The organism is Halomonas alkalisoli (genome assembly GCF_021412585.1).
Lineage (GTDB): Bacteria > Pseudomonadota > Gammaproteobacteria > Pseudomonadales > Halomonadaceae > Halomonas > Halomonas alkalisoli.
This window is the reverse complement of record NZ_JAKCMI010000012.1, coordinates 207,631-232,589: the sequence shown is the minus strand read 5'-3', so window position 1 is coordinate 232,589 and position 24,959 is coordinate 207,631. Positions and strand designations below refer to the sequence as shown.

General features: G+C 62.8%; 22 protein-coding genes. 17 read left to right on the top strand and 5 right to left on the bottom strand.

What is annotated here, in order from left to right; genetic code table 11:
- The first annotated feature begins 81 nt into the window (after positions 1-81).
- The 4 genes from nei (at position 82) to LY622_RS03105 (ending at position 5,162) form a co-directional block, all read left to right on the top strand.
- Entirely contained in the window at positions 82-909 is an 828-nt protein-coding gene (gene nei / locus LY622_RS03120; RefSeq protein WP_234289546.1) for an endonuclease VIII, read from the top strand.
- Positions 910-1,085: 176 nt separating this feature from the next.
- On the top strand, positions 1,086-2,591 hold the full coding sequence (locus LY622_RS03115) for a fumarate hydratase (RefSeq protein ID WP_234289545.1): 1,506 nt from the start codon (positions 1,086-1,088) through the stop codon (positions 2,589-2,591).
- 93 nt (positions 2,592-2,684) lie between these two features.
- Positions 2,685-4,103, top strand: coding sequence for a cardiolipin synthase (cls, locus tag LY622_RS03110; RefSeq protein ID WP_234289544.1), 1,419 nt, complete (start codon positions 2,685-2,687; stop codon positions 4,101-4,103).
- Positions 4,104-4,244: 141 nt separating this feature from the next.
- Positions 4,245-5,162 carry a LysR family transcriptional regulator gene (locus LY622_RS03105; protein ID WP_234289543.1) on the top strand — a complete coding sequence of 306 codons (918 nt, stop codon included), beginning with the start codon at positions 4,245-4,247 and terminating at the stop codon, positions 5,160-5,162.
- Here LY622_RS03105 and LY622_RS03100 read toward each other — a convergent pair.
- Positions 5,159-6,235 (bottom strand): bifunctional nicotinamide-nucleotide adenylyltransferase/Nudix hydroxylase, encoded by a 1,077-nt coding sequence (locus LY622_RS03100; RefSeq protein ID WP_234282886.1) that lies wholly within the window; start codon positions 6,233-6,235, stop codon positions 5,159-5,161. The genes LY622_RS03105 and LY622_RS03100 overlap by 4 nt on opposite strands.
- Positions 6,236-6,385: 150 nt before the next feature.
- Between LY622_RS03100 and LY622_RS03095 the strand changes: the two genes are divergently transcribed.
- The 4 genes from LY622_RS03095 to LY622_RS03080 all read left to right on the top strand — a co-directional run bounded on the left by LY622_RS03095 (position 6,386) and on the right by LY622_RS03080 (position 13,979).
- Positions 6,386-7,255: a YihY/virulence factor BrkB family protein gene (locus LY622_RS03095; protein ID WP_234282900.1), complete on the top strand. Its 870-nt coding sequence runs from the start codon at positions 6,386-6,388 to the stop codon at positions 7,253-7,255.
- A gap of 446 nt (positions 7,256-7,701) precedes the next feature.
- Positions 7,702-10,722, top strand: coding sequence for an ATP-binding protein (locus LY622_RS03090; protein WP_234289542.1), 3,021 nt, complete (start codon positions 7,702-7,704; stop codon positions 10,720-10,722).
- Positions 10,700-11,953: an EAL domain-containing response regulator gene (locus LY622_RS03085; protein ID WP_234289541.1), complete on the top strand. Its 1,254-nt coding sequence runs from the start codon at positions 10,700-10,702 to the stop codon at positions 11,951-11,953. The genes LY622_RS03090 and LY622_RS03085 overlap by 23 nt, the downstream gene beginning before the upstream one ends.
- Positions 11,954-12,245: 292 nt before the next feature.
- On the top strand, positions 12,246-13,979 hold the full coding sequence (locus tag LY622_RS03080) for a PilZ domain-containing protein (protein WP_234289540.1): 1,734 nt from the start codon (positions 12,246-12,248) through the stop codon (positions 13,977-13,979).
- 154 nt (positions 13,980-14,133) lie between these two features.
- On the opposite strand, the gene LY622_RS03075 is transcribed toward LY622_RS03080, so the two are convergent.
- Positions 14,134-15,174, bottom strand: a complete 1,041-nt coding sequence (locus LY622_RS03075; RefSeq protein WP_234289539.1) for a Glu/Leu/Phe/Val family dehydrogenase — start codon at positions 15,172-15,174, stop codon at positions 14,134-14,136.
- A 250-nt stretch (positions 15,175-15,424) separates the two neighbouring features.
- Between LY622_RS03075 and LY622_RS03070 the strand changes: the two genes are divergently transcribed.
- A complete protein-coding gene (locus LY622_RS03070) occupies positions 15,425-15,697 on the top strand; it encodes an acylphosphatase (RefSeq protein WP_234282877.1) in 273 nt (90 codons plus the stop codon).
- A gap of 32 nt (positions 15,698-15,729) precedes the next feature.
- On the opposite strand, the gene LY622_RS03065 is transcribed toward LY622_RS03070, so the two are convergent.
- The 3 genes from LY622_RS03065 to LY622_RS03055 are packed head-to-tail and all read right to left on the bottom strand — an operon-like array spanning position 15,730 to position 18,578.
- Positions 15,730-16,674, bottom strand: coding sequence for a nucleoside hydrolase (locus tag LY622_RS03065; RefSeq protein ID WP_234289538.1), 945 nt, complete (start codon positions 16,672-16,674; stop codon positions 15,730-15,732).
- 40 nt (positions 16,675-16,714) lie between these two features.
- Positions 16,715-17,629, bottom strand: a complete 915-nt coding sequence (locus LY622_RS03060) for a ribokinase (protein ID WP_234289537.1) — start codon at positions 17,627-17,629, stop codon at positions 16,715-16,717.
- A 13-nt stretch (positions 17,630-17,642) separates the two neighbouring features.
- Positions 17,643-18,578, bottom strand: coding sequence for a D-2-hydroxyacid dehydrogenase (locus LY622_RS03055; protein ID WP_234289536.1), 936 nt, complete (start codon positions 18,576-18,578; stop codon positions 17,643-17,645).
- 202 nt (positions 18,579-18,780) lie between these two features.
- Between LY622_RS03055 and LY622_RS03050 the strand changes: the two genes are divergently transcribed.
- From LY622_RS03050 to tolR, 8 genes are all read left to right on the top strand, one after another.
- Entirely contained in the window at positions 18,781-19,068 is a 288-nt protein-coding gene (locus tag LY622_RS03050) for an FmdB family zinc ribbon protein (RefSeq protein ID WP_234289535.1), read from the top strand.
- A gap of 54 nt (positions 19,069-19,122) precedes the next feature.
- Positions 19,123-20,904: an aspartate--tRNA ligase gene (gene aspS / locus LY622_RS03045; protein WP_234289534.1), complete on the top strand. Its 1,782-nt coding sequence runs from the start codon at positions 19,123-19,125 to the stop codon at positions 20,902-20,904.
- A 150-nt stretch (positions 20,905-21,054) separates the two neighbouring features.
- The gene (gene ruvC / locus LY622_RS03040; RefSeq protein ID WP_234289533.1) at positions 21,055-21,594 is read left to right on the top strand and encodes a crossover junction endodeoxyribonuclease RuvC; all 540 of its coding nucleotides are present in this window, start codon (positions 21,055-21,057) and stop codon (positions 21,592-21,594) included.
- A gap of 139 nt (positions 21,595-21,733) precedes the next feature.
- The gene (ruvA, locus tag LY622_RS03035) at positions 21,734-22,342 is read left to right on the top strand and encodes a Holliday junction branch migration protein RuvA (protein WP_234289532.1); all 609 of its coding nucleotides are present in this window, start codon (positions 21,734-21,736) and stop codon (positions 22,340-22,342) included.
- Positions 22,343-22,366: 24 nt separating this feature from the next.
- Positions 22,367-23,404: a Holliday junction branch migration DNA helicase RuvB gene (ruvB, locus tag LY622_RS03030; RefSeq protein ID WP_234289531.1), complete on the top strand. Its 1,038-nt coding sequence runs from the start codon at positions 22,367-22,369 to the stop codon at positions 23,402-23,404.
- Complete coding sequence (ybgC, locus tag LY622_RS03025; protein WP_234282860.1) at positions 23,401-23,796, top strand: tol-pal system-associated acyl-CoA thioesterase; 396 nt, start codon at positions 23,401-23,403, stop codon at positions 23,794-23,796. Before ruvB ends, ybgC begins: the two co-directional genes overlap by 4 nt.
- Positions 23,797-23,831: 35 nt before the next feature.
- Positions 23,832-24,509 (top strand): protein TolQ, encoded by a 678-nt coding sequence (tolQ, locus tag LY622_RS03020; RefSeq protein ID WP_234289530.1) that lies wholly within the window; start codon positions 23,832-23,834, stop codon positions 24,507-24,509.
- A 12-nt stretch (positions 24,510-24,521) separates the two neighbouring features.
- Positions 24,522-24,959 (top strand): protein TolR, encoded by a 438-nt coding sequence (gene tolR / locus LY622_RS03015; protein WP_234289529.1) that lies wholly within the window; start codon positions 24,522-24,524, stop codon positions 24,957-24,959.

The following is a 24,959-nucleotide window of genomic DNA, read 5'->3' as shown; positions in this document are numbered from 1 at the left end:
CTCTGCGACCTGTCCCCGACGCCTCTCGCTGCGTGGGTAATCCGCACTATCAACTTGAGCTGATTGTGGGAGTCAGGTGTCATGCCAGAAGGCCCCGAGGTTCGACGCGCCGCCGACCGCCTCCACGAGCAGCTCGCTGGCAGGCAACTGGAGTCGGTCTGGTTCGCTTTTCCCGACCTGGCCAGCGAGGCCGATTCACTGATAGGCCGCCGGGTCACGGCGGTGGACAGCTGGGGCAAGGCGCTGCTCACACGTTTCGATGATGACCGCGTGCTCTACTCCCACAATCAACTCTATGGCGTCTGGAAGCTGCATGACGCCGAGCGCGAGCCGGATACCGAACGCTCCCTGCGTGTGCGGCTGACGGCAGAAGGGCGCTCGGCGAGTCTCTACAGCGCATCCGATGTCTCGCTGTGGTCGGCCGAAAGACTCGATGAACACCCTTTCCTGGCCCGGCTGGGCCCTGACCTGCTGACACACAGCGTGACACTGGAGAAGGCCGTGGTGCGCCTGGGCGAGGCGCGATTCGCTCGGCGTTCCCTGGGCGGGCTGCTGCTGGACCAGACGCTGTTTGCCGGCATCGGCAACTACCTACGCTCCGAGATCCTGTTCTTTGCCGGGCTTCCACCCAGGGCAAGGTTCGTTGATCTTGGAGAGGCTAGACAGAGGCAGCTGGCGCGAACCATCCTCGAGGTGACCCGCCAAGCCTACGAGCAGGCCGGGGTGACCAATCGCCACGATTGGGCAAGTGCCGCCAGGCGCCGGGGAGAGAGCCCGCGGCTATGTCGCTTTGCTGTTTTCGAACGTAATGGGCTGCCGTGTCATGCCTGTGGCACGGTGGTAGAGCGTGAGATGGTTGCATCGCGGCGCCTGTACAGCTGCCCAGGTTGCCAGCCAGACGTGTTCTAGATCCGGCCTATTTATACCGTTATCTTCTTTCTTGCCGCTCGCATTAGACCTTGGCGTCACACCACTGTCAGGTAGGGCCCTATGAGGTATAATCCGACACCGCTTGAGACTGTCGTGGCCTGCGTCTATTTTTCGCCATGGCAGGCATCCCGATAATGCCCAGGAGCCCCTTGCTCATGACCGTGATCCGCCAGGATGACCTGATCCAGAGCGTCGCCGATGCCCTGCAATACATTTCCTATTACCATCCCAAGGATTTCATCGACGCCATGGCGGCAGCCTATGAACGGGAAGAGAACCCCGCAGCCAAGGATGCCATCGCCCAGATTCTGATCAACTCGCGCATGTGCGCCACCGGTCACCGGCCCATCTGCCAGGATACCGGGATCGTGACGGTCTTCGTCCATGTCGGCATGAACGTGCGCTGGGAAGCCGACATGAGCCTCGATGACATGATCAATGAGGGGGTGCGCCGCGCCTACAAGCTGCCCGACAACGTGCTGCGGGCCTCGGTACTGGCCGATCCGGACGGGGCCCGCAAGAATACCGGCGACAATACGCCGGCCATCATCCATCACAAGATCGTCCCGGGCGATAGCGTGGACGTGCATGTGGCCGCAAAGGGCGGTGGCAGCGAGGCCAAGTCCAAGTTCGCCATGCTCAATCCGTCTGACAGCGTGGTCGACTGGGTGATGGAGCAGCTGCCCAAGATGGGGGCCGGCTGGTGCCCGCCCGGCATGCTGGGCATCGGCATCGGCGGTACCGCCGAGAAGGCCATGGAGATTGCCAAGGAGGCGCTGCTGGACCCGATCGATATCCAGGACCTGCAGGCTCGTGGTGCTTCCAACCGTGCCGAAGAGCTGCGCCTCGAGTTGTTCGACAAGGTCAACAAGAGCGGTATTGGGGCGCAGGGTCTCGGTGGACTGACCACCGTGCTCGATATCAAGGTGAAGGATTACCCGACTCATGCCGCCAACAAGCCGGTCGCGATCATTCCCAACTGTGCCGCGACCCGGCATGCACATTTCACGCTCGACGGCTCTGGTCCCGCGGCACTGCCGGTGCCGAAGCTCGAGGACTGGCCGGAAATCACCCGCGAGGCTGGCGACAACGTCAAGCGCGTCGACCTCGACACCGTGACCCCGGAAGAGGTACTGACCTGGCAGCCCGGCGACACTCTGCTGCTCAATGGCAAGCTGCTTACCGGTCGTGACGCCGCTCATAAGCGCATGGTCGAGATGCTGGCGAAGGGCGAAAGCCTACCGGTCGACCTGAAAGGGCGCTTTATCTATTACGTGGGCCCGGTGGACCCGGTGCGTGACGAAGTCGTTGGGCCGGCCGGCCCAACCACGGCGACACGCATGGACAAGTTCACTCGCACCATGCTGGAAGAGACCGGCCTGTTGGGCATGGTCGGCAAGGCAGAGCGTGGCCCGGCGGCCATCGACGCCATCCGCGACAACAAGGCCGTCTACCTGATGGCCGTGGGAGGCTCGGCCTACCTGGTAGCGCAGGCCATCAAGAAATCCCGCGTCGTGGGCTTCCAGGATCTGGGCATGGAAGCGATCTACGAGTTCGAAGTGGAAGACATGCCGGTCACCGTGGCCGTCGACAGCCAGGGCACTTCGGTCCACCAGACCGGCCCCGCCAAGTGGAAGGAGATCATTGCCGAGCGTGCCTGATACCGCCCCGCGATAATGCAGCGGCCCCGCCAACTGGCGGGGCCGCTGTCGCCTGAGGTATGCTGTAGCACGCTGTTTTTACAGGGAGAGATCATGGCATCCTGGCTCTTCGGCCTGGCAATATTTCTGGTGCACCTGCTGGGCTTTGTATCAGCAGTCCTGGCTCTGCTTTCCAGCCGAACCTCCCAGGGGGCCGTTGCCTGGATCATCTCCCTGATCACGATTCCCTATCTCGCCGTTCCGGCCTACTGGATCTTCGGCCGCCCCCGTTTCTACGGCTATGTGTCCGCGCGAGGCGAGCGTGACACCGTGCTGCGCCGGATTCTCGCCCGCTATCGGCAGCAGCTCGAACCCTTCCTGGCGGATGCCCGTAACCCCGACGTTCGCGCCGTGGAACAGCTGGCGATGATGCCGCTTACAAGCGGCAATCAAGCCGAACTGCTGATCGATGGGGAGGCCACCTTCGCCAGTCTCTTTGCCGGCATCGATGCGGCGGAGGAGTACCTGCTGGTCCAGTTCTTCATCGTTCGTCACGACGCCCTGGGCATCAAGCTCAAGGACCACCTGGAGAAGGCGGCCGACCGCGGGGTGCGTGTCTATTTCCTGTTTGACGAGGTGGGCAGCCGAAATCTCTCCGAGGGCTATCTCCGCGACCTGAGCGATGCCGGCGTCGAGGTCAGCGCCTTTCGCTCCTCGCGTGGCTTCAAGCATCGCTTTCAGCTCAATTTCCGCAACCATCGCAAGGTTCTGGTGGTGGATGGGCGCGAGGGCTGGCTGGGAGGTTTCAATGTCGGCGTCGAATACCTCGGCGAGCACCCACGGCACGGTCCCTGGCGCGACACGCACCTCAAGCTCACCGGCCCCAGCGTGCTGGGGTTGCAGGAGGCCTTCTGGGAAGACTGGCACTGGGCCACTGGCACGGTCATCAATTTGAGCTGGGAGCCCCGGGTCACCTGCGAGGAGTGCCAGAACGTGGTGATCGTGCCGTCCGGTCCGGCCGACCGGCAGGAGACCGCCAGCTTGCTGGTGCAGCATGCTATCCATAGTGCTCACGAGCGCCTCTGGGTAACCAGCCCCTATTTCGTCCCCGACCAGGGGGTCCAGGATGCCCTGCGCCTGGCCGCCATGCGCGGTGTCGACGTCCGTATCATGATTCCCGAACGTCCGGATCACCTGCTGATCTACCTTTCGGCCTTCTCGTTTTTACCCGATATGGTCCGTGCCGGGGTGAAGGTCTATCGTTATCAGCCCGGTTTCCTGCACCAGAAGGTGATCCTGATTGACGACAATACGGCGTCCGTGGGTACCGTGAACCTGGATAACCGCTCGTTCCGGCTGAATTTCGAGATCACGGCCTTTATTCCCGATCGTCGATTTGCAGCCGAGGTTCGCCTGATGTTGGAAAGGGATTTTGCCAACTGCCGCCGGATCAGTTACGACGAACTGCACAATCGACCGCTCTGGCAAAAGCTCATCTCGCGAGCCGCCTACCTGACCGCGCCGATACAGTAGCATCTTGCTCCATGTCGTCTTGGGTTCGGCCAGTGGCTGGGTTACATTAGGTCCTGCCTGAAATGCGACACGGCATGCCGACGTTTCGCTATCGGTAGCTTTCATCACTTTCACTTGTCAAAGCTGTCATCGGGAGTCGCGGTGAACCTCGAGACCAAATGGCTGGAAGACTTCGTTGCCCTGGCCAGCACCCGTAGTTTTTCCGCCTCCGCCCGCCAGCGGCATGTCACCCAGCCCGCCTTCAGCCGCCGCATCCGCTCGTTGGAGCAGGCGGTCGGTGTCACGCTGGTGGATCGCTCCACGACGCCGATCAACCTGACCCCGGAAGGACAGCTTTTCCTGGTGACGGCACGCAATCTCGTCGAGCAGCTCAACGAATGCCTGGGCCATCTGCGTGGCGTCTCCATGGCTCGCGAAGCGCTGGATATCGTCGCCGCCCATTCCCTTGCCCTGAGCTTCTATCCCGAGTGGATCTCACGGCTTCAGGAGGGCCTGGGAGAGCTGCCGACGCGACTGGTGGCCATGAACGTGGGGGAGGCGATTCATGTGCTGCGCGAAGGCAACTGCGACCTGATGCTCGCCTATCACGACCAGTATGCAACCATGCAACTCGATGCGGAGGTCTTTCCCTCCTTCTCCATCGGCCAGGTCAACATGCTGCCGGTCAGCCTGGCGGACAAGCAGGGCAAGCCACGGTTCAGCCTCGATAGCCAGGACCCGATCCCGTATCTCTCCTATACCCAGGGCGCCTTTCTCGGTCGCAGCGTGCGGATGCTGCTGAAGAACGATCCCTTGCGCCTGCGTCTGCGTACCATCTATGAAACGGCCATGGCCGAGGGGCTCAAGGGCATGGTCCTGCAGGGCGTCGGCCTGGCCTGGATCCCCGACTTCTGCATTCGCGATGAGCTCAAGAACGGCCGCCTGGTGCGGGCCGGTGACGACAAGTGGGATGTGCCGCTGGAGATACGCCTCTACCGCTGCTCGCTGGTCCATAAACCGGGGGTCGAGAAGCTGTGGCGGCAGATGATGAAGTTGCCGCGCGATTTCTTGCAAGCTTAGATCCCGCCGAAGTCGGCCGGCAATCCGAGAAAATTCTGGATGATGAAGAAGTGGTCTTCGAACAGGCCGTCGGGCTCCAGCTCGGCCAGGGGCACCCAGCGGGCGTGATCGCCGCCCTTGACCGGTTTCAGCTGGGGCAGCTGCTGATCGGGCCTGAGGGCAAAATAGAAGGCTTCGGCCAGGGTGCGCCCGCGCCAGCTGCGATGCGGCTCGTCGAACAGGCGCTGGCCACGCAGGGAGCCCTTCAATACCGGCTCCGGCACTTTCAACCTGACCCTTTCGCGCAGTTCCCGCAGGCAGGCGTCAAGCAGGCGCTCATGGGGATTGATGAACCCCCCGGGCAGAGCCAGCAGCCCCTTGCCGGGGGCCGCGGTGCGGCGCACCAGCAACACATGGCCCGACTGCACCACCACGGCATTCACGGTGACGAAGATCGGAGGGTAGGGCGCCTGAGCCCATGCCTGGCGATACTGTTCCAGCAGCTGTTGCTCTTCCATCAGCTGCTGGTGGGCCTCGCCGCCGGCAAAGCGGCGCAGCTCCATACAGACGGGAGGCGGCAGGTCATGGGTCGCGCCGGTGCTCAGGTAGTCGTCGGTCGAAGAGGCCGAGCGAAACAAGCGCTCGCGGATCTGGCTGGCCGATATGCCTTCGACCAGGGGGACACTGAGCGATTCCCATTGCGGAAACAGCGAGAGATAATAGCTTGACTGGCCGCGGCTTGCGCCAATCAGCCCGATTCGTGGCAGCCTGGCATGGTGGTGTCCGGCAATGTCACGTACCTTGCGCTGGACATCACGCACCCAGACGTCATTGTTATAGAGCGCATCCAGCAGCGGCACTATCTCTAGCCGTGCGTTTTCCTCTTCATCGAAGCAGCCGCGCAGCAGAGCCTGGCGTTCGTCGAAGCGCCAGGGATTGCGCAGTGAACGCGCCTGCCAGGCGGAGCCGACCAGTACGATCACCTGCCGGGCGTGGCGCAATGCCTCATTGATGACGGCCAAATGGCCCAGGTGAGGGGGTTGGAAGCGGCCGATGAATACGAGACAGTCAAAATCATGGTCGGAAGCGGACATCGGCGAATCCTTCGCTGGCGGCTCGGGGCCGCCCATTATGGAGGGCGTCAGGCAGGGCTGCAATGGAGGACCGGCAGGGTTGTTCGGGAGATACCCAGATCACAAGGAGGCAGGGTGCAGACCAATATCGTGAAATTCTGGTGGGGCGTGATGCAGGATTCCGTGCGGCTCTGGCTGCAGCGAAATGCCTTCAGCTATGCCGGCTCACTGGCCTTCTATACGCTGTTCTCGCTGGCGCCGACGATCATCATCGCGGTGACGGTCATTGGCGTGGTATTTGGTGAGGAGGCGGCCCAGGGGCAGATCGTTGCGCAACTGGAAGGGGTCCTGGGCGAAGAGGCCGCCAAGGCTGTCGAGCAGGCCGTGGCGGCATCGAGAATCGAGGAGAGCGGCTTGATGCCGACACTGCTCGGGGTCGGTGCACTGCTGGTCGGCGCCACCACCGTTTTCGCCCAGATGCAGTTTTCCCTCAATACCATGTGGGGTGTGACTGCCAAGCCGGGTCGTAACGGCTTGCTGCTGTTTCTTCAGAAACGCCTGATGTCCCTGGCCGTGGTACTTGCCATCGGCTTCATCCTGCTGGTCTCGCTGGTATTCGGCGTGATGATTCGCGCTCTGCTGCTGGCCGGCGACGACCTGGTGCCCTTCGTCGGCCTCTTGACCACGGCAGTTGAGTTCGTGGTGTCACTGGCGGTCATCACCGCGCTCTTTGCGACGATCTTCAAGGTGTTGCCGGATGTGGTGCTGGGCTGGAAGGATGTCCTGCTGGGCGCCCTGATTACGGCACTGCTGTTTGCCATCGGGCGCACCGCCATCGCCGCCTACCTGGCCTACACGGCAACCGCTTCCACCTATGGTGCCGCCGGCTCGGTGGTCATGATCCTGCTGTGGGTCTACTACAGTTCGCTGATCCTGCTGTTCGGCGCGGCCTTCGTCCGCAGCTACCTGCTGGCTCAGGGGCGAGAGATCATCCCACGAAACAGAGCCGTCCTGGTGAGGCGAGAGCTGCTGGAAAGCTGAGTCGGGCGGCTCCTTCACTCGTTGCTGCAGAAGCTTGAATCATAACCGAATTTCAGCCGCTTTTTTTAAGTCTGATGAAATATGCGGGATAAAGCCCGTCCCCGGCTCAAGTTTCGGCTGCAAAAGCCGAAGTAAATTTATAGTAGGCTATGCTAAGAGGGGCACTTCCCGAGTAGCCCCGTGCTGCCGCCAAAGGGGCAGCAGGCTGGCGAGGAAGGTTGGCCCCTAACTGCAATTTTTCCACGATGGAGCTTCTGTGACGCCGAGACCAGACATCAAACCATCCGCCGTTCATAGAGAGCTGTTCGTAGAAACGATGACAGTCGTCACCATCGCGACTGATACGCCACCACCGGATCGTCTCCTGCCATGCCCCCGGCCCATGGCCCCACGTCACCCACTTCCGAGGCCGGCAAGGCCATGGAGCGCTCGCCTGGGAGAGAGGTGTGAACCATGATATGTCGATCCGCTCCCGTCGCCTGACCCACGCGGGTGTCGGGCTGGTAGCGCTTGTGATCCTGGCCATGGCCTGGGCGCTCTACAGCGCTATCAACAGCACTCGTGAGGCGACCGAGGATATCCAGCAGTCAGAGCGAATCTCCCATGTCATCGAAACGATCAGCCGGGAACTTCATCGGGCCGAAGCGGCCCAGCGGGGGCATATCCTGAGTGGGGATTCGACGTATCTGACCGCGCGCCACCTGGCCGTTGTCGAGTTGCCGATCGCCATCGACAGGCTTCGGCAATACGCCGAGCATGACCCCCTCATCGGCCCCCAGGTCGAACAGATCGAGGACCGGATCGAGAGTCGCATCGACCTGATGGATGAACACCTCGACCTCTTCCAGGAGGAGGGCTTTGCTGCAGCGAGACAACTAGCCGCCTCATCTCAGTTCAGGCAAGCCGCCGCGGATACCCACGCGTTGGTCTATCAGCTTCTCGACCAGGAACAGCAGCGCCTCGGCCACCGGCTTCACGCCGAGCAGGACCGCTACCAGGCTCAGATGATGGTGTTCTCCATCCTGGTACCGGTCATCCTGCTGTGTCTCCTGCTGGGCTACCTTGCGCTGATTTCACAGCAGCGGGCCCGCCACCGGGCCGAGCATGATCTGCGAACCATCACCGATAGCCTTCCGGCAACGGTCTACCAGTATTGGCAGCAGCCCAACGGTCTCTGTGGCTTCACCTTCGTCAGTGAAGGGCTGCGCGATCTGCTTGGCCTCGAGCCCGAGACGGTAGTGCATACGCCCCGCGCCCTGTTCGATCGGATCATGGTGGACGATCTTCCCGGCCTGGAGGCGGCCATCGCCGCCTCGGCCAGGACGCTGGAACAATTCGAGTTTACCCACCGTGTCCGGCATGCCAACGGGCAAACGCGTTCGATTGATGCTCGCTCCACGCCGTATCGTCGAGAGGATGGCACCGTGGTGTGGAACGGTTACTGGGCAGATATCACCGAGCAACTGGCCGCGGCGCAGGAACTGGCCATCAGCAAGCAGCAATTGCAGATGGCCGTCGAACTCAGTCAACTGGGCAAATGGCACTGGCATATTCCCCGTGACGAAGTGGAATGGTCGTCACGCTGTCGCGAGATCTTCGGGGTTCCGCCAGGCACGCCGCTGAATTACGAGTTGTTCCTTGGGTGCACACACCCTGATGACCGCCCACGGATCCAACACGCCGTCAGCCGGGCCCTGGAGCAGGGAACGAACTACCAGGAGGAGTTCCGGGTCGTCTGGCCGGACGGCTCGATACACTGGGTGGAAGCTGCGGGTCGCGCCCAGCATTCTCACGATAGGCGCCCGGAATCCCTGGACGGGATCGTCATCGACATCAATACACGCAAGAACATGGAGCTCGCCCTGCGTGCCGCCAAGGAAGCAGCGGAAGTCGCCAACCGCGCCAAGAGCACCTTCCTAGCGACCATGAGCCATGAGATCAGGACACCGCTGAACGGGGTACTGGGCATGCTGGAGGTGCTCAGTCTCTCCGAGCTGAACCCGGAACAGCGCACTACTGTGGAGGTCATACGCCAATCGGGACGATCCCTGCAACGATTGATCGACGACGTGCTGGACCTCTCCAAGGTAGAGGCCGAGAAACTCGAGCTTTATCCAAGTGCTGCCTCGGTCCAACGGATCGTCGCAGACGTCCTGGCACTGTACAGCAGCACTGCCATCAGCCATGGTCTGACACTGACTTGTACCATCGATCCCGGTATCAGCCCCGCCGTAATGGTCGATAGCCTGCGACTGAAGCAGATCCTCAACAACCTCATCAGTAACGCCTTGAAGTTCACGAATGAAGGCGGCATCGAAGTAAACATCACCTGTATCCGGCGGGAAAAGCAGCGAGAATGGTTGCAATTCACGGTCAGTGATACGGGCATCGGGATCGAGCCGGCGCTTCAAGCCCGCCTGTTCGATCCGTTCATGCAGGCCGAAAGCAGCATTTCCGCTCGATATGGGGGCACCGGCCTGGGGTTGTCCATCTGCCGACGCCTGGCGGAGCTGATGGGTGGGGAGATCGAATTGATCAGCCAGCCTGGCCAAGGCACGACCCTGACCTTGACCCTGCCCGTTGCACCCGCCGACCCGGCACAGCTCGTCGATGCCACCCTCGAGCACCATCAGCAAGAGCTTCAAGCCGCAACCGCGAGGCGTACGCCACCGACGTCCGAGCAGGCGGAAGTGGAAGGAACGCTGATCATGGTGGTGGATGACCACCCCACTAACCGCCAGGTGCTGATGCGGCAACTCAACATGCTCGGCTATGCCGCCGAAAGCGCCGACGATGGACAACAGGCCCTTGAGCTTTGGCGACGACGTCGATTCGGCTTGATCCTGGCCGACTGCAACATGCCACGCATGAATGGCTACGAGCTGGCGCGAGCCATCCGCGAAGAGGAAACCAGTGACGCGGAGGCCACCCGTATTCCGATCATCGCCTTCACCGCCAATGCCCTGGGGGGGGACGCTTCGCGCTGTTTCGCCGCCGGCATGGACGACTACCTGAGCAAGCCGGCAGGCATGCTGCAACTGCTTAACATGATCGAAAATTGGCTGTCGCTTCCGTCCTGCCGGGGGAGTGTCACCGATAGCGTTGTCGTCACACCGCCGCCCTTGGATCCCTTGGCTGCCAACCCTTTGGATCCGGCCATGCTGGACGTGATTTCCGGTAATGACAGGGAGCTGGCTCGCGAGATCCTGTGCGAGTTCCGTCACTCGAACGATGTCGATGCCACTAGTATTCAGCAGGCGATAAACGACAACGACAGCACGACATTGGCGCGTGCTGCTCACAGAATCAAGGGGGCGAGTCAGCTTGTCGGTGCCCACCCGTTCGCCCGGGCCTGCGAGCGCCTGGAGCGCGCCGGCCGTTCAAAGAACTGGGGGGAGATCTTCGCTGGTCTCGAGGAATTCAGACAGGAACAGGAGCGCCTGCATGCCTACATCGACCGACTCTGAACACACCACCAGGTTGCCTCCCGGGCTGCGGCTGCTGATCGTCGAGGACCATGACTTCCAGCGGCAGCTGCTGGCTGGCCTACTCCGTCGCTTAGGGGCAGAGGAGGTCTTCGAAGCCACTTGTGGTCGCTCGGCTCTCGAATTGATGGCCACCCTTGAACCACCCGCAGACATCGTCATCAGCGATCTGGACATGCCCGGTATGGACGGCATGGAGTTCATACGGCGGGTGGGCGAGTCATGGCACGAGCCGGCCCTGATCATCGTCAGTGCTCTGGAGCCCTCGCTGATACGTTCCGTTCGCACCATGGCCACGGCCTATGGCCTCAGTTTGCTGGGCACCATAAAAAAGCCCGCCACGCCCCGCGAACTATTGACCGCGCTGCACAACTACAAGCCAGATCAACGGCGCTACCGGCCACCCCCCATGGCGGCAAGTTACTCCGTCGCAGACCTCGAGGCTGGTTTGGCAGGCGACCAGTTCGAGCCCTTCTTCCAGCCCAAGGTGGAGCTTGCCACGGGGCGCCTATGCGGCTTGGAAGCCTTGGCCCGCTGGCGCCACCCCGAACACGGAGTGTTGTCACCCCATGCCTTCATCGACACCATGGAGGCCCGGGGGCTGATCGATGCACTCACCGATATCATGATCGACAAGGCGAGCGCCTGGTGTGCCTGCTGGCGAAACCGCGACCTGGATATCCAGGTGTCAGTGAACATCTCCATTCAGTCCCTGGCCGATGTTGGGTTGGCGGAATCGCTGATCGAACGGGTGCGTCGACAGGGGCTGGATCCCTGCCACATGATACTTGAGATCACCGAAACGGCGGTCATGATCGACGTTGGGCGCGTGCTGGAGAACCTTGCAAGGCTGCGCATGAAGGGTTTCACATTATCGATCGACGACTATGGCACCGGCTACTCATCCATGCAGCAACTCACCCGCATCGCCGCCGGCGAGTTGAAGATCGACCGCTCCTTCATCAACTATGCGTCTCTGCATAAAGAAGGCCGAGTGATCTTGAAATCCAATCTGGAGATGGCCAGAAAATTGAACCTGGCTACGGTGGCAGAAGGCGTCGAGACGCCTGACGACTGGGCACTCCTGTATGAATACGGCTGTGATCAGGCCCAAGGGTATCTGATAGCTCGCCCCATGGCGGCCGACGCCGTGGAAGATTGGGCCCAAAAATGGGATCCAGAGCGCTGGCTTATCGAGCTATCGTCGAGGTGAGTCGGATTTTACCTTGACTAAGGAACCGCTCATCAGGGGCTTTGCGGCCAAGGAGGCAGAACGTAGCCAAGCGCACTGGCAGACTGTTTGAGGGATAACTAGTCTGCTAAATACAGGCAAGCCACCGTGCGCTTGCTTTCTCTCGCCACATGATTCCACACAAAGGTGGAATCGCCCGACAAAAGATTCCATAGCAGATAAAATGCATATAGCTTGTTACTAGAGGAGATAAAAATTCTATATTATTGATGCTTATCAATAAAAATCAATGCCGCATCCGCAGGTGTCCCAGATGGCCGACCTCGCCCTGTATGAAAACCCCTCGGCGAATGTGATTCGTTCACTGCTCCAGCACACACATGCGCTGTCTGTGTATGCCAAGGACATGCCCTTTGCCCTGAAGGCAGAGGTAATAGAGCTGGACCTGAGCACAGGGCGCCTGGTGCTGGAGGTGGAATATGCTGGCTCCGATATCGAGCGGTATCTGGCCAACGGTGGCCTGAGCTTCGACCTGGAGGCGCTGAAGGGACCACAGTCCATCGAGCGCGAGACCTACAGCCTCAGCAACGTCGCCGCCAAGGTTTTCAAGACGGACAATACACTGTATCGCCTGGAGTGCCAGCTCCCGGAATCGGTCTTCGTCCATGAGAACCGGGGCGCGGTCCGGATTCCCTTCATCCTCGGCATGCAGGCCCGCATCAGCCTCGAAGTCTACCTGCATGAGCTCAACGTGCCAGGCCGACTGCGCAATCTGTCAATCGGTGGCTGCATGGTCGACATCGATCTGGCGGAGAGCATCGCGTTTAGCGTGGACCAGGACATCCCCGGGGTGACGCTGGAGTTTCCCAACGGCGAGAGCTTCTTCGCCGACGGCAAGGTCCGCCATATCCGCCCCTTCGGTAACCAGGGTTACGCGGCGGTCGGCGTTCAGTTCATCAACCTATCGACGTCCCAGACAGAGGCCCTGTTTCGGTACGTGAATGAATCCGAGCGAGAGGCCGCCTACCGTACTGGGTCCAACGACAAGCTCACTCATCACTCGCCCCTGTTCATCCCTGGCGCCAAGGAGAAGAAGATTCTACAGCGAGAAGCCCAGGAGCGAGATAAGCGCGCTCGCCAGTCACCCATGGAGCGCGGTGTCATGGATGTGGCTCATCAGCTCCAGGTGGGGCTGATGTACATGAAGACCCGCGACCTGTTCCCCAGCGAGATCTTCTACGATTGCGTCGACACCCTACGCTACCTGGTGGAGCAGGACCGTAAGGCCTTGCTGTATGCCCTGGCGTTCCTGCGCGACGATCCGGACTGGGTCAGGCATGCCGTCCAGGTCGCCAGCCAGCTGGCCGACCTCATGCTGACTCGCGACCCCCATGACCCCCAAGTGCGTGAGGCCGTGCTGGGCGCCTTGCTGCACACCATGGGCAAGCCGCTGCTGATCAGTGCGCAGTTGCCGTCACTCAAGGTGAACATGAATCCGACGCAGAAGGCGATTCTCAGGAGCCATGTGGCGGTGCTCCGTGACAAGCTGCGTGAGCTGGGCTGGGAGCCAAGCGCAACCTGCGGTGATGTGATCGAGAATGCCAATGAGCGTCTGGACGGGTCAGGCTACCCGGTTGGCAAGCGAGGGGATCAGCTTTCTGAGCTGATTCGGCTGGTCGCGGTGATCAAGGCGATCGACAAACTGATGCATGCGCGCAACGGGGTGCCGCCACGCTCACCGCTCGACGCTTACCGCAGGGTCCATGAGGCGAACGCGGCTTATGACAAGACGGTGTTGGTGGAGTACATCCAGGTGTATGGCCTGTACCCGATCGGCAGCCTGGCCAAATTCTCGGGCGGCTTCCTCGCCTGGGTTATGGATATCGACGGCAAGGGCATGCCGAGCCAGGTTCACGTCATCAAGAACCTGCGATTTCCTGACACCAACATCAATAGCGTGCTTAGCAAAGGCGACTTCTCGCAGATCGGCAAGCTGGAGGATATCGTCAACCCCGCGGATTACGGGGTAAAGGTCATCAAGGTATAGGGAGGCGTCTTACCCTGGGAAGAAGACGGTATCAACCAGGGCTTTGAGGCATCTGCGAGACGCTGCCCAGTGCCAAGATGGCGTCATCAGCCAATCAGTAACGCTGTGGAGGCCTAAAGCCCCCACAGATGGCTGTCGTGAGGAAAAGGCAAGCTTAGGACACTAGCCGCTCACGGGCAAGTTCGTCGGCAATGGCCGCCGGGCTGGTGCCGCGACGCCGGGCGCGTTCGAAAATCTCGTCGAGGGTCGCCGTGATGCGTTCCACATGAGCCATCACCGCCTTGCGTGAATAGTCCTCGTGACGCTGGTACTCGACCTCGATGACGCCACCGGCATTGGCGACATAATCCGGCGCATAGAGAATGCCCCGGCCATGCAGCAGGTCGGCCACGTCCGGCGTCGCCAGCTGGTTGTTGGCCGCTCCGCATACCACGCCTGCCCGCAGGCGCTTTGCCACATCCGCGGTCAGTGCGGCGCCCATGGCACAGGGAGCGAAGACATCCACGTCCGCATCGAATATCGCAGCCGGGGCCGTGGTCGTCGCGCCGACCTCTCCGGCGAGCAGCTCCAGCGCCTCCTGGTCGATATCGGTCAACACCAGGCGAGCACCCGCCGCGTGGAGCTGACGAGCCAGGTGCGCCCCCACATGGCCGACGCCCTGAATGGCCACCCTGAGGCCATCCATGTCCGCTCGGCCCAGGCCATGACGAATGGCACTCTGCAGGGCACAGAACACACCATGAGCGGTAAAGGGGGAGGGGTCGCCGGACTCGCCGGGACGACGAGCCAGCCCGCTGACATGAGCCGTGGCTTCATGGATATGGCGCATATCGGCTTCACTGGTGCCGGAATCTTCCGCCGTGATGTAGCGGCCGCCCAGGGAGTCGACCAGTCGGCCCATGGCGCGCAGCAGCTCGGGGGTCTTGTCATGGCGAGGATCGGCGATGATCACGGCCTTGCCGCCCCCCAGCGGCAGGTCGGCGAGGGCCGACTTGTAGCTCATGCCGCGCGAGAGCCGCAATACGTCGGTGAGTGCGTCGTCTTCGCTGGCGTAAGGGTAGATGCGCAGGCCACCCAGGGCAGGGCCGCGGTGAGTATCGTGAATGGCGATGATGGCGCGCAAACCGCTGGCGGCATCACTTCCGAAGACGATCTGCTCATGATGATCGAATTCGGGATGATCGAAGACCTGCATGGTGTTTCTCCCTTGTGAGGATGACTTGTTGTCGTGCAGTTGACCCGATCGGGGCCGTTGACGGGCCTGCCGTCGCTTGTGGCAGCGGCAGGTTCCCATAAGGAAAGATTAGAGCATTACGCCACCGGCGAGAACCGGCTTAGCCTCTGACGGTGGAATTTCGTGGGCTTGCCATGACGCTGATCCGGCTGGTCGTTCGGTGCCGGGGATGGTAGAACGAGGGAACGATGTCTCACAGGGAGGAGGTGCCATGAGCAAACGCTGTGTGAAAGCGCTGGTGGCAGGGAAGGTTCAGGGGGTCTGGTACCGCAAGGCCGTGCAGGATCAAGCCCTGCAGAATGGCGTCACCGGCTACGCCAGGAACCTGCCCGGCGGCCAGGTGGAGGTACTGCTGTGCGGCGACGGGGATGCGGTCAACAGGGTGGCGACCTGGCTCTGGCAAGGCCCGCCGAATGCCCGGGTCACTCATGTGGAGCTCGAGTCGCTCGAACCCCAGGACCCGGACAATTTCGTCACGCTATAGCCAGTTAGAACGAGCTAGTCAGAACCAGCCAGTCAGGCCAGCGTGGCGGCAATCCACTCCACCACGGCATCGCCGTCCGTTTCCAGGCAGACCTCGACCAGCGGCGTCTGGGACCAGCGCTCCTGGATGAAGCCGCGACCCTCCGGCGCAAAGATGGTCTGCCCCTCGGCCGCGCCTTCGGTCACCACTGCCAGATGCCCCGGCGCGGTGGTGAACAGCTCCGGGCGCAACAGCCAGGCCAGCGCGCAGCTGTCGTGGGGACAGCAGCCGTCGATGCCGAGAAAGTCCCGGTAGAAGTCCCGATAGAACGCATAGCTGCCCGCCAGCACCTTGCCCAGTTCACCCTGGCCCGCTTCGATGCGGGCCATGTGCGCTGGCGTGAGGACGCAGCGGTGGGTGACGTCGAGCCCCACCAGGACCAGCGGCCAGCCGGCAGTGAGTACGCGCTGGGCGGCATGGGGGTCGTTGAACATGTTGGCTTCCGCGACCGGCGTGACATTGCCTCCCTCGCGTATCGAGCCGCCCATGATCACCACCTGCTTGACCTTGTCGATGATGGTCGGGTCGAGCTGCAGCGCCGCGGCAAGATTGCCCACAGGTCCTACCGCGACCAGGGTCACCTCACCGGGGCGGGCATTCACCGTGTCGATGATGAACTGTGCGGCGTTGCGCGGGTCCTTGCTGCCCTCGACGGCGGGCAGGTCGATATTGCCAAGGCCATTGGCACCATGAATGTGGGCCGGTGCCGGGTGACGCGGCTTGACCATGGGGCCGGCGGCTCCCTGGGCAACAGGTACATCGCCGCGGCCGGCCAGTTCGCTCAGCAGCAGGGCATTGTGGGTGGCGGTCTCCACGTCCACGTTGCCGTAGGTAGTGGTCAAGCCAAGCAGCTCGATCTCGGGATGGCGCAGGGCAATGGCGATGGCCTGGGCGTCATCGACGCCCGGGTCGGTATCGAAGATGATGGAATGAGGCACGTGGACTCCTTTCTCGAGGTGAAGTGGACGCAACCGGCGTTCAGGAAGAGCGGGTGGCCCGGAACTGACTCAGCGCCTGGTCGACGTCGGTCCGTCGAGGAATGCTTTCGGCAGCGCCTGACTGCTGGACGCAAAGCGCCGCGGCATGGGCGGCCAGTTCCAGGCAATCCGCCACCGTCATGCCTTCCTGCCGGGCGGTCATGAAATAACCGATGAAGGTATCGCCGGCCGCCGTGGTATCCACGGGCTTGACCGGCAGGGCGGGCTGGTAGCACTGCGCTTTACCCGACTGATACCAGGCGCCAGCACCGCCGAGCGTGAGTACCGTCTCGGTATCGGGCAGGCGCTGCCGCAGGCCTGCCAGCAGGGCCTGGGCATCGGATGATTCGGGCAAGCCAACCAGGCCCGCGGCCTCGACGCGGTTGACGAACAGCAGCTGGCAGGTCTCCAGCGGCAGCCAGACCACATCATCCGTCATTGGCGCCGGGTTGAAGGCAATGCTCAGGCCGCGTTCGCGAGCGCTCGCGAAGAGCTCCGGCAGCGCATTGCACTCGTTCTGTGCCAGCAACCACTCCCCGGGCTGGGCCGATGCCGTGAGAGAGGCAAGTTCCGATGGTACAAAGCCGTGATTGGCGCCGGGAAACAGGATGATGGCATTCTCGCCAACATCATCCACCTGGATAATGGCATGGCCGCTGGGCTCGTCGACCAGTGAGACATGGGCCACGTTCACCCCGACATCGGCCAGACGGTCCCGCGCCCAGGCATCCTGTCGCCCCAGTCGCCCCCAGTGGCTGACCTGCCCTCCGGCAAGCGCCATGGCCAGGGACTGATTGGCTCCCTTGCCGCCGAGTCCCACCCGGTAAGCCCGGCTGGCAAGCGTCTCGCCGGGGTGCACCAGGTGCGGGACGCGATAGACATGGTCGAGATTGATCGATCCGAAGTTGTGCAGCATGGCGCCCTCTCTTTCAGTTCGCTTGAACCTGACGCAGATTCTCCGCGGTCAGCGTCACGATGCGCTGGCGCGCCTCCGGCGTGATCCAGGCACTGTGCGGCGTGACGATCAGGTTGAGCGACTCCTCCAGGGCATCGAGCAGGGGATGCCCATCCCGGGGTGGTTCCACCGGCAGCACGTCGACGCCTAGCCCGCCCAGCTGCCCTTCGCGCAGCGCATCGAGCGCCGCCTGTTCGTCGATGATGCCACCCCGTGCGCAGTTGACCAGCAGCGCTCCTGGCTTGAGGGTCGCCAGCAGGGTGGCGTCGAACAGGTGTCGGGTGGCGTCGCTCAGGGGGCAGTGCAGGGTGACGACGTCCGCCTCGGGCGCAAGGCTGGCCAGCGCGGGGCGGCGGTCATTGGCTTCATTGCCAGGCCTGGCGGCGAAGCTGACACGCATGCCGAAGGCCTCCGCCAGGGCGGCGACACGACTGCCCAGCTCGCCCTGGCCAACGACCACCAGGTGCTTGCCCTCGAGCTGCAGCGTGGGGTGATCCATGAGGCAGAAGAAGGGACTGACATTCCAGCGTCCGGCCGCCACGTCGCGCTGATAGAGCGGCAGTCGATTGGCGAGTGCGAGGATCAACATCAGCGTATGCTGCGCCACGCTGGCGGTGCCGTAGGCGGTGACATTGCGCACGTCGATACCCAGGCGCTCGGCGGTCGGCATGTCGATATTGTTCATGCCGGTGGCCAGCACGCAGATCGATCGAAGCGAGGGCAGGGCGTCGAGGGTAGCCCCATCCAGCACCACCTTGTTGACGATGGCCACCTCAGCGCCGTCGAGGCGCTCCCGAACCTGCTCGGGGGCGGTGTGTTCATGCACATCGAGCTCATCGACCCGTTCGCGGATCGGTGACAGGTCGATATCGGCGCCAAGGCTGGCGGCATCCAGTATCACGGCTTTCATGCGGGATTCCTTCTGTTGGTCCGCCTTTTGGGGATCCACCTTATCGTGAGTCCACCTTATTGTGAGTCCACCGTGCCAGGGCTGGGACAGGCCTGGCATGGCGCGCTATAATGTCCGGCTTTCACGGCAGGCTTGGAAAGTCCCTCGCACGACCCAATATTGCCGGAGGTTGCGCGCTGTCGAATCAGGAGTGAATTGAACCATGCCCATCTATGAATATCAGTGCAAGGCCTGCGGCCATCGTCTGGAAAAACTGCAGAAGATCAGTGCAGCGCCCCTGACCGATTGCCCCGCCTGCGAGGCTCCCGAACTCAATCGCCTGGTCTCCGCCGCAGGCTTCCGGCTGGCCGGCGGTGGCTGGTACGAGACCGACTTCAAGTCCGGCAGCAAGAAGAACATCGCCGGTGACACCGCCAGCACCGGCGGCGAGGCCAAGCCACCCGCCAAGGGCGGCGAGACCAAGCCGGCCAAGGATGGTGCCGCGGCCTGAGCCCGCGCCCATTGCGATCAACCCTTTCGATAACGCTAGAGAACAGGATACGACATGCGCAGCCATTATTGCGGCCAGCTGAACGAAACCCTGGTGGACCAGACGGTCAGCCTGTGCGGCTGGGTACATCGCCGCCGTGACCACGGGGGTGTCATCTTCCTCGACCTGCGCGATCGCGATGGCATTGCTCAGGTTGTGGTCGACCCCGATACCGCCGAGGCCTTCGCCACTGCCGATCGGGCGCGTAGCGAGTACGTCCTGCGAATTTCCGGCCGGGTCCGGCTGCGCCCCGAGGGGACCCAGAACCCCAAGATGCCCACCGGCCTGATCGAGGTGCTGGCCAAGGAAGTCGAGGTCCTCAACACTGCCGCCACGCCGCCGTTCCAGCTCGACGAGCATGGCCGGGTGGGTGAGGAGGTGCGTCTCAAGCATCGCTACATCGACCTGCGCCGCCCCGAGATGATCGAGAAGCTGCGCCTGCGCTCACGGATTTCCCATAACGTGCGCGCCTTCCTGGAAGGGCAGGGCTTTCTCGATATCGAGACCCCGGTCCTGACCCGCGCCACGCCCGAGGGCGCCCGCGACTACCTGGTGCCCAGCCGCACCCATCCCGGCAGCTTCTTTGCGCTGCCGCAGTCGCCGCAGCTGTTCAAGCAGCTGCTGATGGTGGCGGGCTTCGACCGCTACTACCAGATCGCCAAGTGCTTCCGCGACGAGGACCTGCGCGCCGACCGCCAGCCGGAGTTCACCCAGATCGACCTCGAGGCGTCCTTCGTCAGCGAAGACGACATCATGGGGATCACCGAGGCGATGATTCGCCAGCTCTTCCAGGAAGTGCTGGACGTCGAGCTGCCCGAGTTCCCTCGCATGACCTGGGCCGACGCTATGCACCGCTTCGGCTCCGACAAGCCGGACATGCGCATCCCGCTGATGCTGGTCGACGTCGACGACCTGATGCAGCAGGTGGACTTCCAGGTCTTCTCCGGCCCGGCCAGCGCCGCGGACGGCCGCGTGGCCGCACTCAAGGTGCCGGGCGGTGGCGGCATGTCGCGCAAGGTCATCGACGAGTACACCAAGTTCGTCGGGATCTACGGCGCCAAGGGGCTGGCCTGGATCAAGGTCAATGAGCGCGCCAAGGGTATCGAAGGGCTGCAGTCGCCCATCGTCAAGTTCATGGAGAACGTGATCGAGGAGCTGCTGGACCGTGTCGGCGCCGAAGATGGCGATATCATCTTCTTCGGTGCCGACAAGGCCAAGGTCGTCAACGAGGCTCTCGGCGCGCTGCGGGTCAAGCTCGGCGAAGACCTCAACCTCTACACCCAGCCCTGGGCGCCGCTGTGGGTGGTCGACTTCCCCATGTTCGAGGCCGACGACAACGGTCGCCTGAGCCCGCTGCACCATCCGTTCACCTCGCCATCGTGCAGCCCCGAAGAGCTCAAGGAGAACCCCGCCGGGGCGCTCTCGCGGGCGTACGACATGGTGCTCAATGGCACCGAGCTCGGTGGTGGCTCCATCCGTATCCACGACCAGGCCATGCAGAGCACCGTGTTCGAGATCCTCGGCATCGGCGAAGAGGAGGCCCGCGAGAAGTTCGGCTTCCTGCTCGACGCCCTGCACTATGGCGCACCACCCCACGGCGGCCTCGCCTTCGGTCTCGACCGTCTGGTGATGCTGATGGCCGGGGCGCGCACCATTCGTGAAGTGATCGCCTTCCCCAAGACGCAGAGCGCCGGCTGTCTGTTGACCGACGCCCCGGGGGAGGTGTCTGCCGACCAGCTCAAGGATCTCAACATTCGCCTGCGCCAGAAGGCCAAGGCCGAGACCGGCAACGAGTAACAGGCGACAGCGTTGCCACCCTGTTCACCGGCGCCTGATGGCGCCGGTGTCATATCGGGCCTCTCGACAGCGAGAGCATGCGAGGAGAGACGGCATGGCCGGGTACAGCAATAGGGCCAGCAGCAGCCAGACGGCTCCGGGACGTTGCACATGATGATCCTGGGTATCGATCCCGGGTCGCGGATTACCGGCTACGGGGTACTCGACGTCGGCGGGCCGACGCCACGCTATGTCGCCAGCGGCTGTATCCGCCTGCAGGGCGACGACCTGGCCCAGCGGCTCGCACAGGCCTATGCCGGCATCAGCGAGCTGATTGCGCTGCACAGGCCCGGCGAGTTCGCCATCGAGCAGGTGTTCATGTCGAAGAACGCCGACTCGGCACTCAAGCTAGGGCAGGCCAGGGGCACCGCGATCGTCTGCGCCGCCAACCATGGCCTGCCCGTCAGCGAATACGGTCCGCGCCAGATCAAGCAGGCGGTCACCGGCACGGGAAGCGCCAGCAAGTCCCAGGTACAGCACATGGTGGTCGCCATCCTCGGGCTGGATGGCGCGCCCCAGGCCGACGCCGCCGATGCGCTGGCGATCGCGCTGACCCATGCCCATGCCCGGTCGGGGCTGGTGACGACCGGCAGTTTTGGTGGCCATCGCGCCCGTCGTCGGGGAGGGTCGTGGCGAGATTATCAACCTTGACTCACGCTCACCGAACGGCTTGAACCAATTTTCGAACGCTGTTTGAAGCTGGGCTAGTCAGCCGCTTGAGCGACCAGTATAGTGGCGCCATGAAGGCCGTAAGGGCCTCGACACATTCAGAATCGGTATAGCGAAGCCCATGATCGGACGCCTGCGTGGCACCCTGCTCGACAAGCAGCCGCCCTGGCTGGTAGTGGATGTGGCCGGTGTCGGCTATGAACTGGAAGCCTCCATGACCACGCTGGTGGCGCTGCCAGGCACCGGGGAAGCCGTTTCCCTGTTCACGCACCTTACCGTGCGTGACGACGCACACCTGCTCTATGGCTTCGCCCGCGAGCAGGAGAGAGCCCTGTTCCGCGCCCTGATCAAGGTCAATGGCATCGGCCCCAAGCTGGCCCTGGCGATCCTCTCCGGCATGGATGAAACCGCCTTCATCCGCTGCGTCATGGATGACGACGTCAAGTCGTTGACGCGACTGCCGGGCGTGGGCAAGAAGACCGCCGAGAGACTGATCATCGAGATGCGTGACCGCTTCCCCCACTGGGAGCAGCCAGTCGACATGGCCACGGCCGGGGCGGGTGGCGCCGAGACTCCGCGCAGGCAGGACCCCCTGGTCGATGCCGAGGCGGCCCTGGTCAGCCTGGGTTACAAGCCCACGGAGGCAGCGAAGATGCTGTCGGGCCTGGACGATGGTCTCTCCACCGAGGCCATGATCAAGGCGGCGCTGACCCGTCGCCTGGCAGGATGAACCCCATGAGTGCGAGTGGCTGGCATGATTGACAATGATCGACTGATCGCTGCCGACGAGCACGACGGCGAGGCTCGCGTCGACTATGCGATCCGCCCCAAGCGCTTGGCCGAGTACATCGGCCAGCCCAGGGTGCGAGAGCAGCTGGAAATCTTCATCACCGCGGCCCTTGGGCGCGACGAAAGCCTGGATCACACCCTGGTGTTCGGCCCGCCGGGACTGGGCAAGACGACGCTGGCCAATATCATTGCGGCCGAAATGGGGGTGGGCATGAAGTCCACGTCCGGCCCGGTGCTGGAGCGTGCCGGCGATCTCGCCGCGATGCTCACCAACCTGCAGCCGGGCGACGTGCTCTTCATCGACGAGATCCACCGCCTCTCGCCCGTGGTGGAAGAGATTCTCTACCCCGCCATGGAGGATTTCCAGTTGGATATCGTCATCGGCGAGGGCCCGGCGGCACGCTCCATCAAGCTGGACCTGCCACGCTTCACCCTGGTGGGCGCGACCACTCGCGCCGGCCTGCTGACCTCGCCGCTGAGGGATCGTTTCGGCATCGTCCAGCGCCTCGAGTTCTACGATATCGAGGAGCTCACCGAGATCGTCACTCGCTCGGCGCGGCTGCTGGGAGTGGAGACCGACCGGGAGGGGGCCACCGAGGTGGCGCGCCGCTCCCGGGGCACACCGCGTATCGCCAATCGCCTGCTGCGTCGCGTCCGTGACTTTGCCCAGGTTCGTGCAAGCGGCCGCGTGAATGCCGATATCGCCGACCAGGCGCTGAACATGCTGCACGTGGACCATCACGGCCTCGACCATATGGATCGCCGGCTGCTGCTGGCAATGATAGAGAAGTTCGACGGCGGCCCGGTCGGCGTCGACTCCCTGTCAGCCGCCATCGGCGAGGAGCGCGACACCATCGAGGATGTCATCGAGCCCTATCTGATTCAGCAGGGGCTGATGATGCGCACCGCCCGGGGAAGGGTGGTCACCCGCCAGGCATGGCAGCACTTCGGACTGTCGCCCCATGAGCAGGCACTGGATGCCACTGGCGAGGTACGGCCGTGAGCGAGTTCCGTCTCCCGGTACGGGTCTACATCGAGGACACCGATGCCGGTGGTATCGTCTACTACGTCAATTATCTCAAATATATGGAGCGGGCCCGCAGCGAGTGGCTGCGCCATCACGGCTTCACCCAGAGCGACCTGTTGGAAACCGGCATACAGCTGGTCGTCCACCGCCTCGAGTGCCGCTATGCCAAGCCTGCACTGCTGGACGATGCCCTGGAGGCCACCGCTGTCATTCACTCGCCAGGGCGCTGTCGCGCGAGTTTTCTGCAAACGGTAACCCGAAATGGGGAACCCTTGTGCGAAGCCAGGGTCGACATCGCCTGTCTGGACGCTGCCCGTCTCAAGCCCACGCCATGGCCGCCGGCGATTGCCGCGGCTCTCAACGGTTAACTGAAAGTTCGACGAGGATGCCCGTGAACGACTCCATGTCAATTCCACACCTGATCATGAGCGCCAGCACCGTGGTGCAGTTGGTCATGCTGATTCTGGTGATCGGCTCGATTCTCTCCTGGGTCGTGATTTTCCAGCGTACATTCGTCATGCGACGCGCTCGCCGCTCCCATCAGATGTTCGAGGAGCGCTTCTGGTCCGGCGTCGATCTCAACGAGCTGTACCGTGAAACGCCCTCCGAGCAGGAAACCCAGGGCGCCGAGCAGGTCTTTCGTGCCGGCTTCCGCGAGTTCAACCGGCTGATGCCGAAGACCAAGAGCCCCGACGCCATCCTCGACGGCGTACAGCGCAGCATGCGGGTCGCCTGGTCACGGGAAGAGGAGCGCCTGACCCTGCACCTGGTGTTTCTTGCCACCGTCGCCTCGGCCAGCCCCTATATCGGCCTGTTTGGCACGGTGTGGGGCATCATGGGCTCGTTCCAGGCGCTGTCCATGGCCCAGCAGGCCACGCTGTCCACGGTGGCACCATGGATCGCCGAAGCCCTGATTGCCACCGCCATGGGCCTGTTCGCGGCTATTCCCGCGGTCATTTTCTACAACCGTCTCTCCTCCGAGTCGGGCCGGTTGCTGGGCAAGTACGAAGACTTCGCCGAGGAGTTCCACTCCATCCTGCACCGTAACCTGCAGGGACGCAGCGAAGCCGGCACTGCCTGAAGGAGCCGCACCATGCAAGGACCTTTCAATCGTGATGGTCGGCGCAAGCCGATGGGCGAGATCAACGTGGTGCCGTTTATCGACGTCATGTTGGTGCTGCTGGTGATCTTCATGATCACCGCCCCGATGCTGACCCAGGGGGTACAGATAGACCTGCCCCAGGTAACCTCGGAGCCTATTGACTCCGAGGAGGATAACGAACCCATCGTCGTATCGGTGGACCGTGAGGGTGAGTACTTCCTGATGGTCGGCGGTGACGAGACCCAGGTCGGACTGGATGAACTCTCCGACAGGGTACTGATCCTGCTGGACCGCCGGCCGGGCTCCCCGGTCATGGTGCGAGGGGACCGCCAGGTGCCCTACGGCCAGGTCGTTAACCTGATGAGTACCCTGCAAGTGGCCGGCGTGGCCAATGTCGGGCTGATCTCCGAACCACCGCCGCGTGATTGA

Bases quoted from the DNA above. Each gene is read 5' to 3' on its own strand.
- nei (WP_234289546.1), top strand. From the start codon at position 82: ATGCCAGAAGGCCCCGAGGTTCGACGCGCCGCCGACCGCCTCCACGAG.
- LY622_RS03115 (WP_234289545.1), top strand. From the start codon at position 1,086: ATGACCGTGATCCGCCAGGATGACCTGATCCAGAGCGTCGCCGATGCC.
- cls (WP_234289544.1), top strand. From the start codon at position 2,685: ATGGCATCCTGGCTCTTCGGCCTGGCAATATTTCTGGTGCACCTGCTG.
- LY622_RS03100 (WP_234282886.1), bottom strand. From the start codon at position 6,235: ATGTCCGCTTCCGACCATGATTTTGACTGTCTCGTATTCATCGGCCGC.
- LY622_RS03095 (WP_234282900.1), top strand. From the start codon at position 6,386: ATGCAGGATTCCGTGCGGCTCTGGCTGCAGCGAAATGCCTTCAGCTAT.
- LY622_RS03085 (WP_234289541.1), top strand. From the start codon at position 10,700: ATGCCTACATCGACCGACTCTGAACACACCACCAGGTTGCCTCCCGGG.
- LY622_RS03080 (WP_234289540.1), top strand. From the start codon at position 12,246: ATGGCCGACCTCGCCCTGTATGAAAACCCCTCGGCGAATGTGATTCGT.
- LY622_RS03075 (WP_234289539.1), bottom strand. From the start codon at position 15,174: ATGCAGGTCTTCGATCATCCCGAATTCGATCATCATGAGCAGATCGTC.
- LY622_RS03070 (WP_234282877.1), top strand. From the start codon at position 15,425: ATGAGCAAACGCTGTGTGAAAGCGCTGGTGGCAGGGAAGGTTCAGGGG.
- LY622_RS03060 (WP_234289537.1), bottom strand. From the start codon at position 17,629: ATGCTGCACAACTTCGGATCGATCAATCTCGACCATGTCTATCGCGTC.
- LY622_RS03055 (WP_234289536.1), bottom strand. From the start codon at position 18,578: ATGAAAGCCGTGATACTGGATGCCGCCAGCCTTGGCGCCGATATCGAC.
- LY622_RS03050 (WP_234289535.1), top strand. From the start codon at position 18,781: ATGCCCATCTATGAATATCAGTGCAAGGCCTGCGGCCATCGTCTGGAA.
- aspS (WP_234289534.1), top strand. From the start codon at position 19,123: ATGCGCAGCCATTATTGCGGCCAGCTGAACGAAACCCTGGTGGACCAG.
- ruvC (WP_234289533.1), top strand. From the start codon at position 21,055: ATGATGATCCTGGGTATCGATCCCGGGTCGCGGATTACCGGCTACGGG.
- ruvA (WP_234289532.1), top strand. From the start codon at position 21,734: ATGATCGGACGCCTGCGTGGCACCCTGCTCGACAAGCAGCCGCCCTGG.
- ruvB (WP_234289531.1), top strand. From the start codon at position 22,367: ATGATTGACAATGATCGACTGATCGCTGCCGACGAGCACGACGGCGAG.
- tolQ (WP_234289530.1), top strand. From the start codon at position 23,832: ATGTCAATTCCACACCTGATCATGAGCGCCAGCACCGTGGTGCAGTTG.
- tolR (WP_234289529.1), top strand. From the start codon at position 24,522: ATGCAAGGACCTTTCAATCGTGATGGTCGGCGCAAGCCGATGGGCGAG.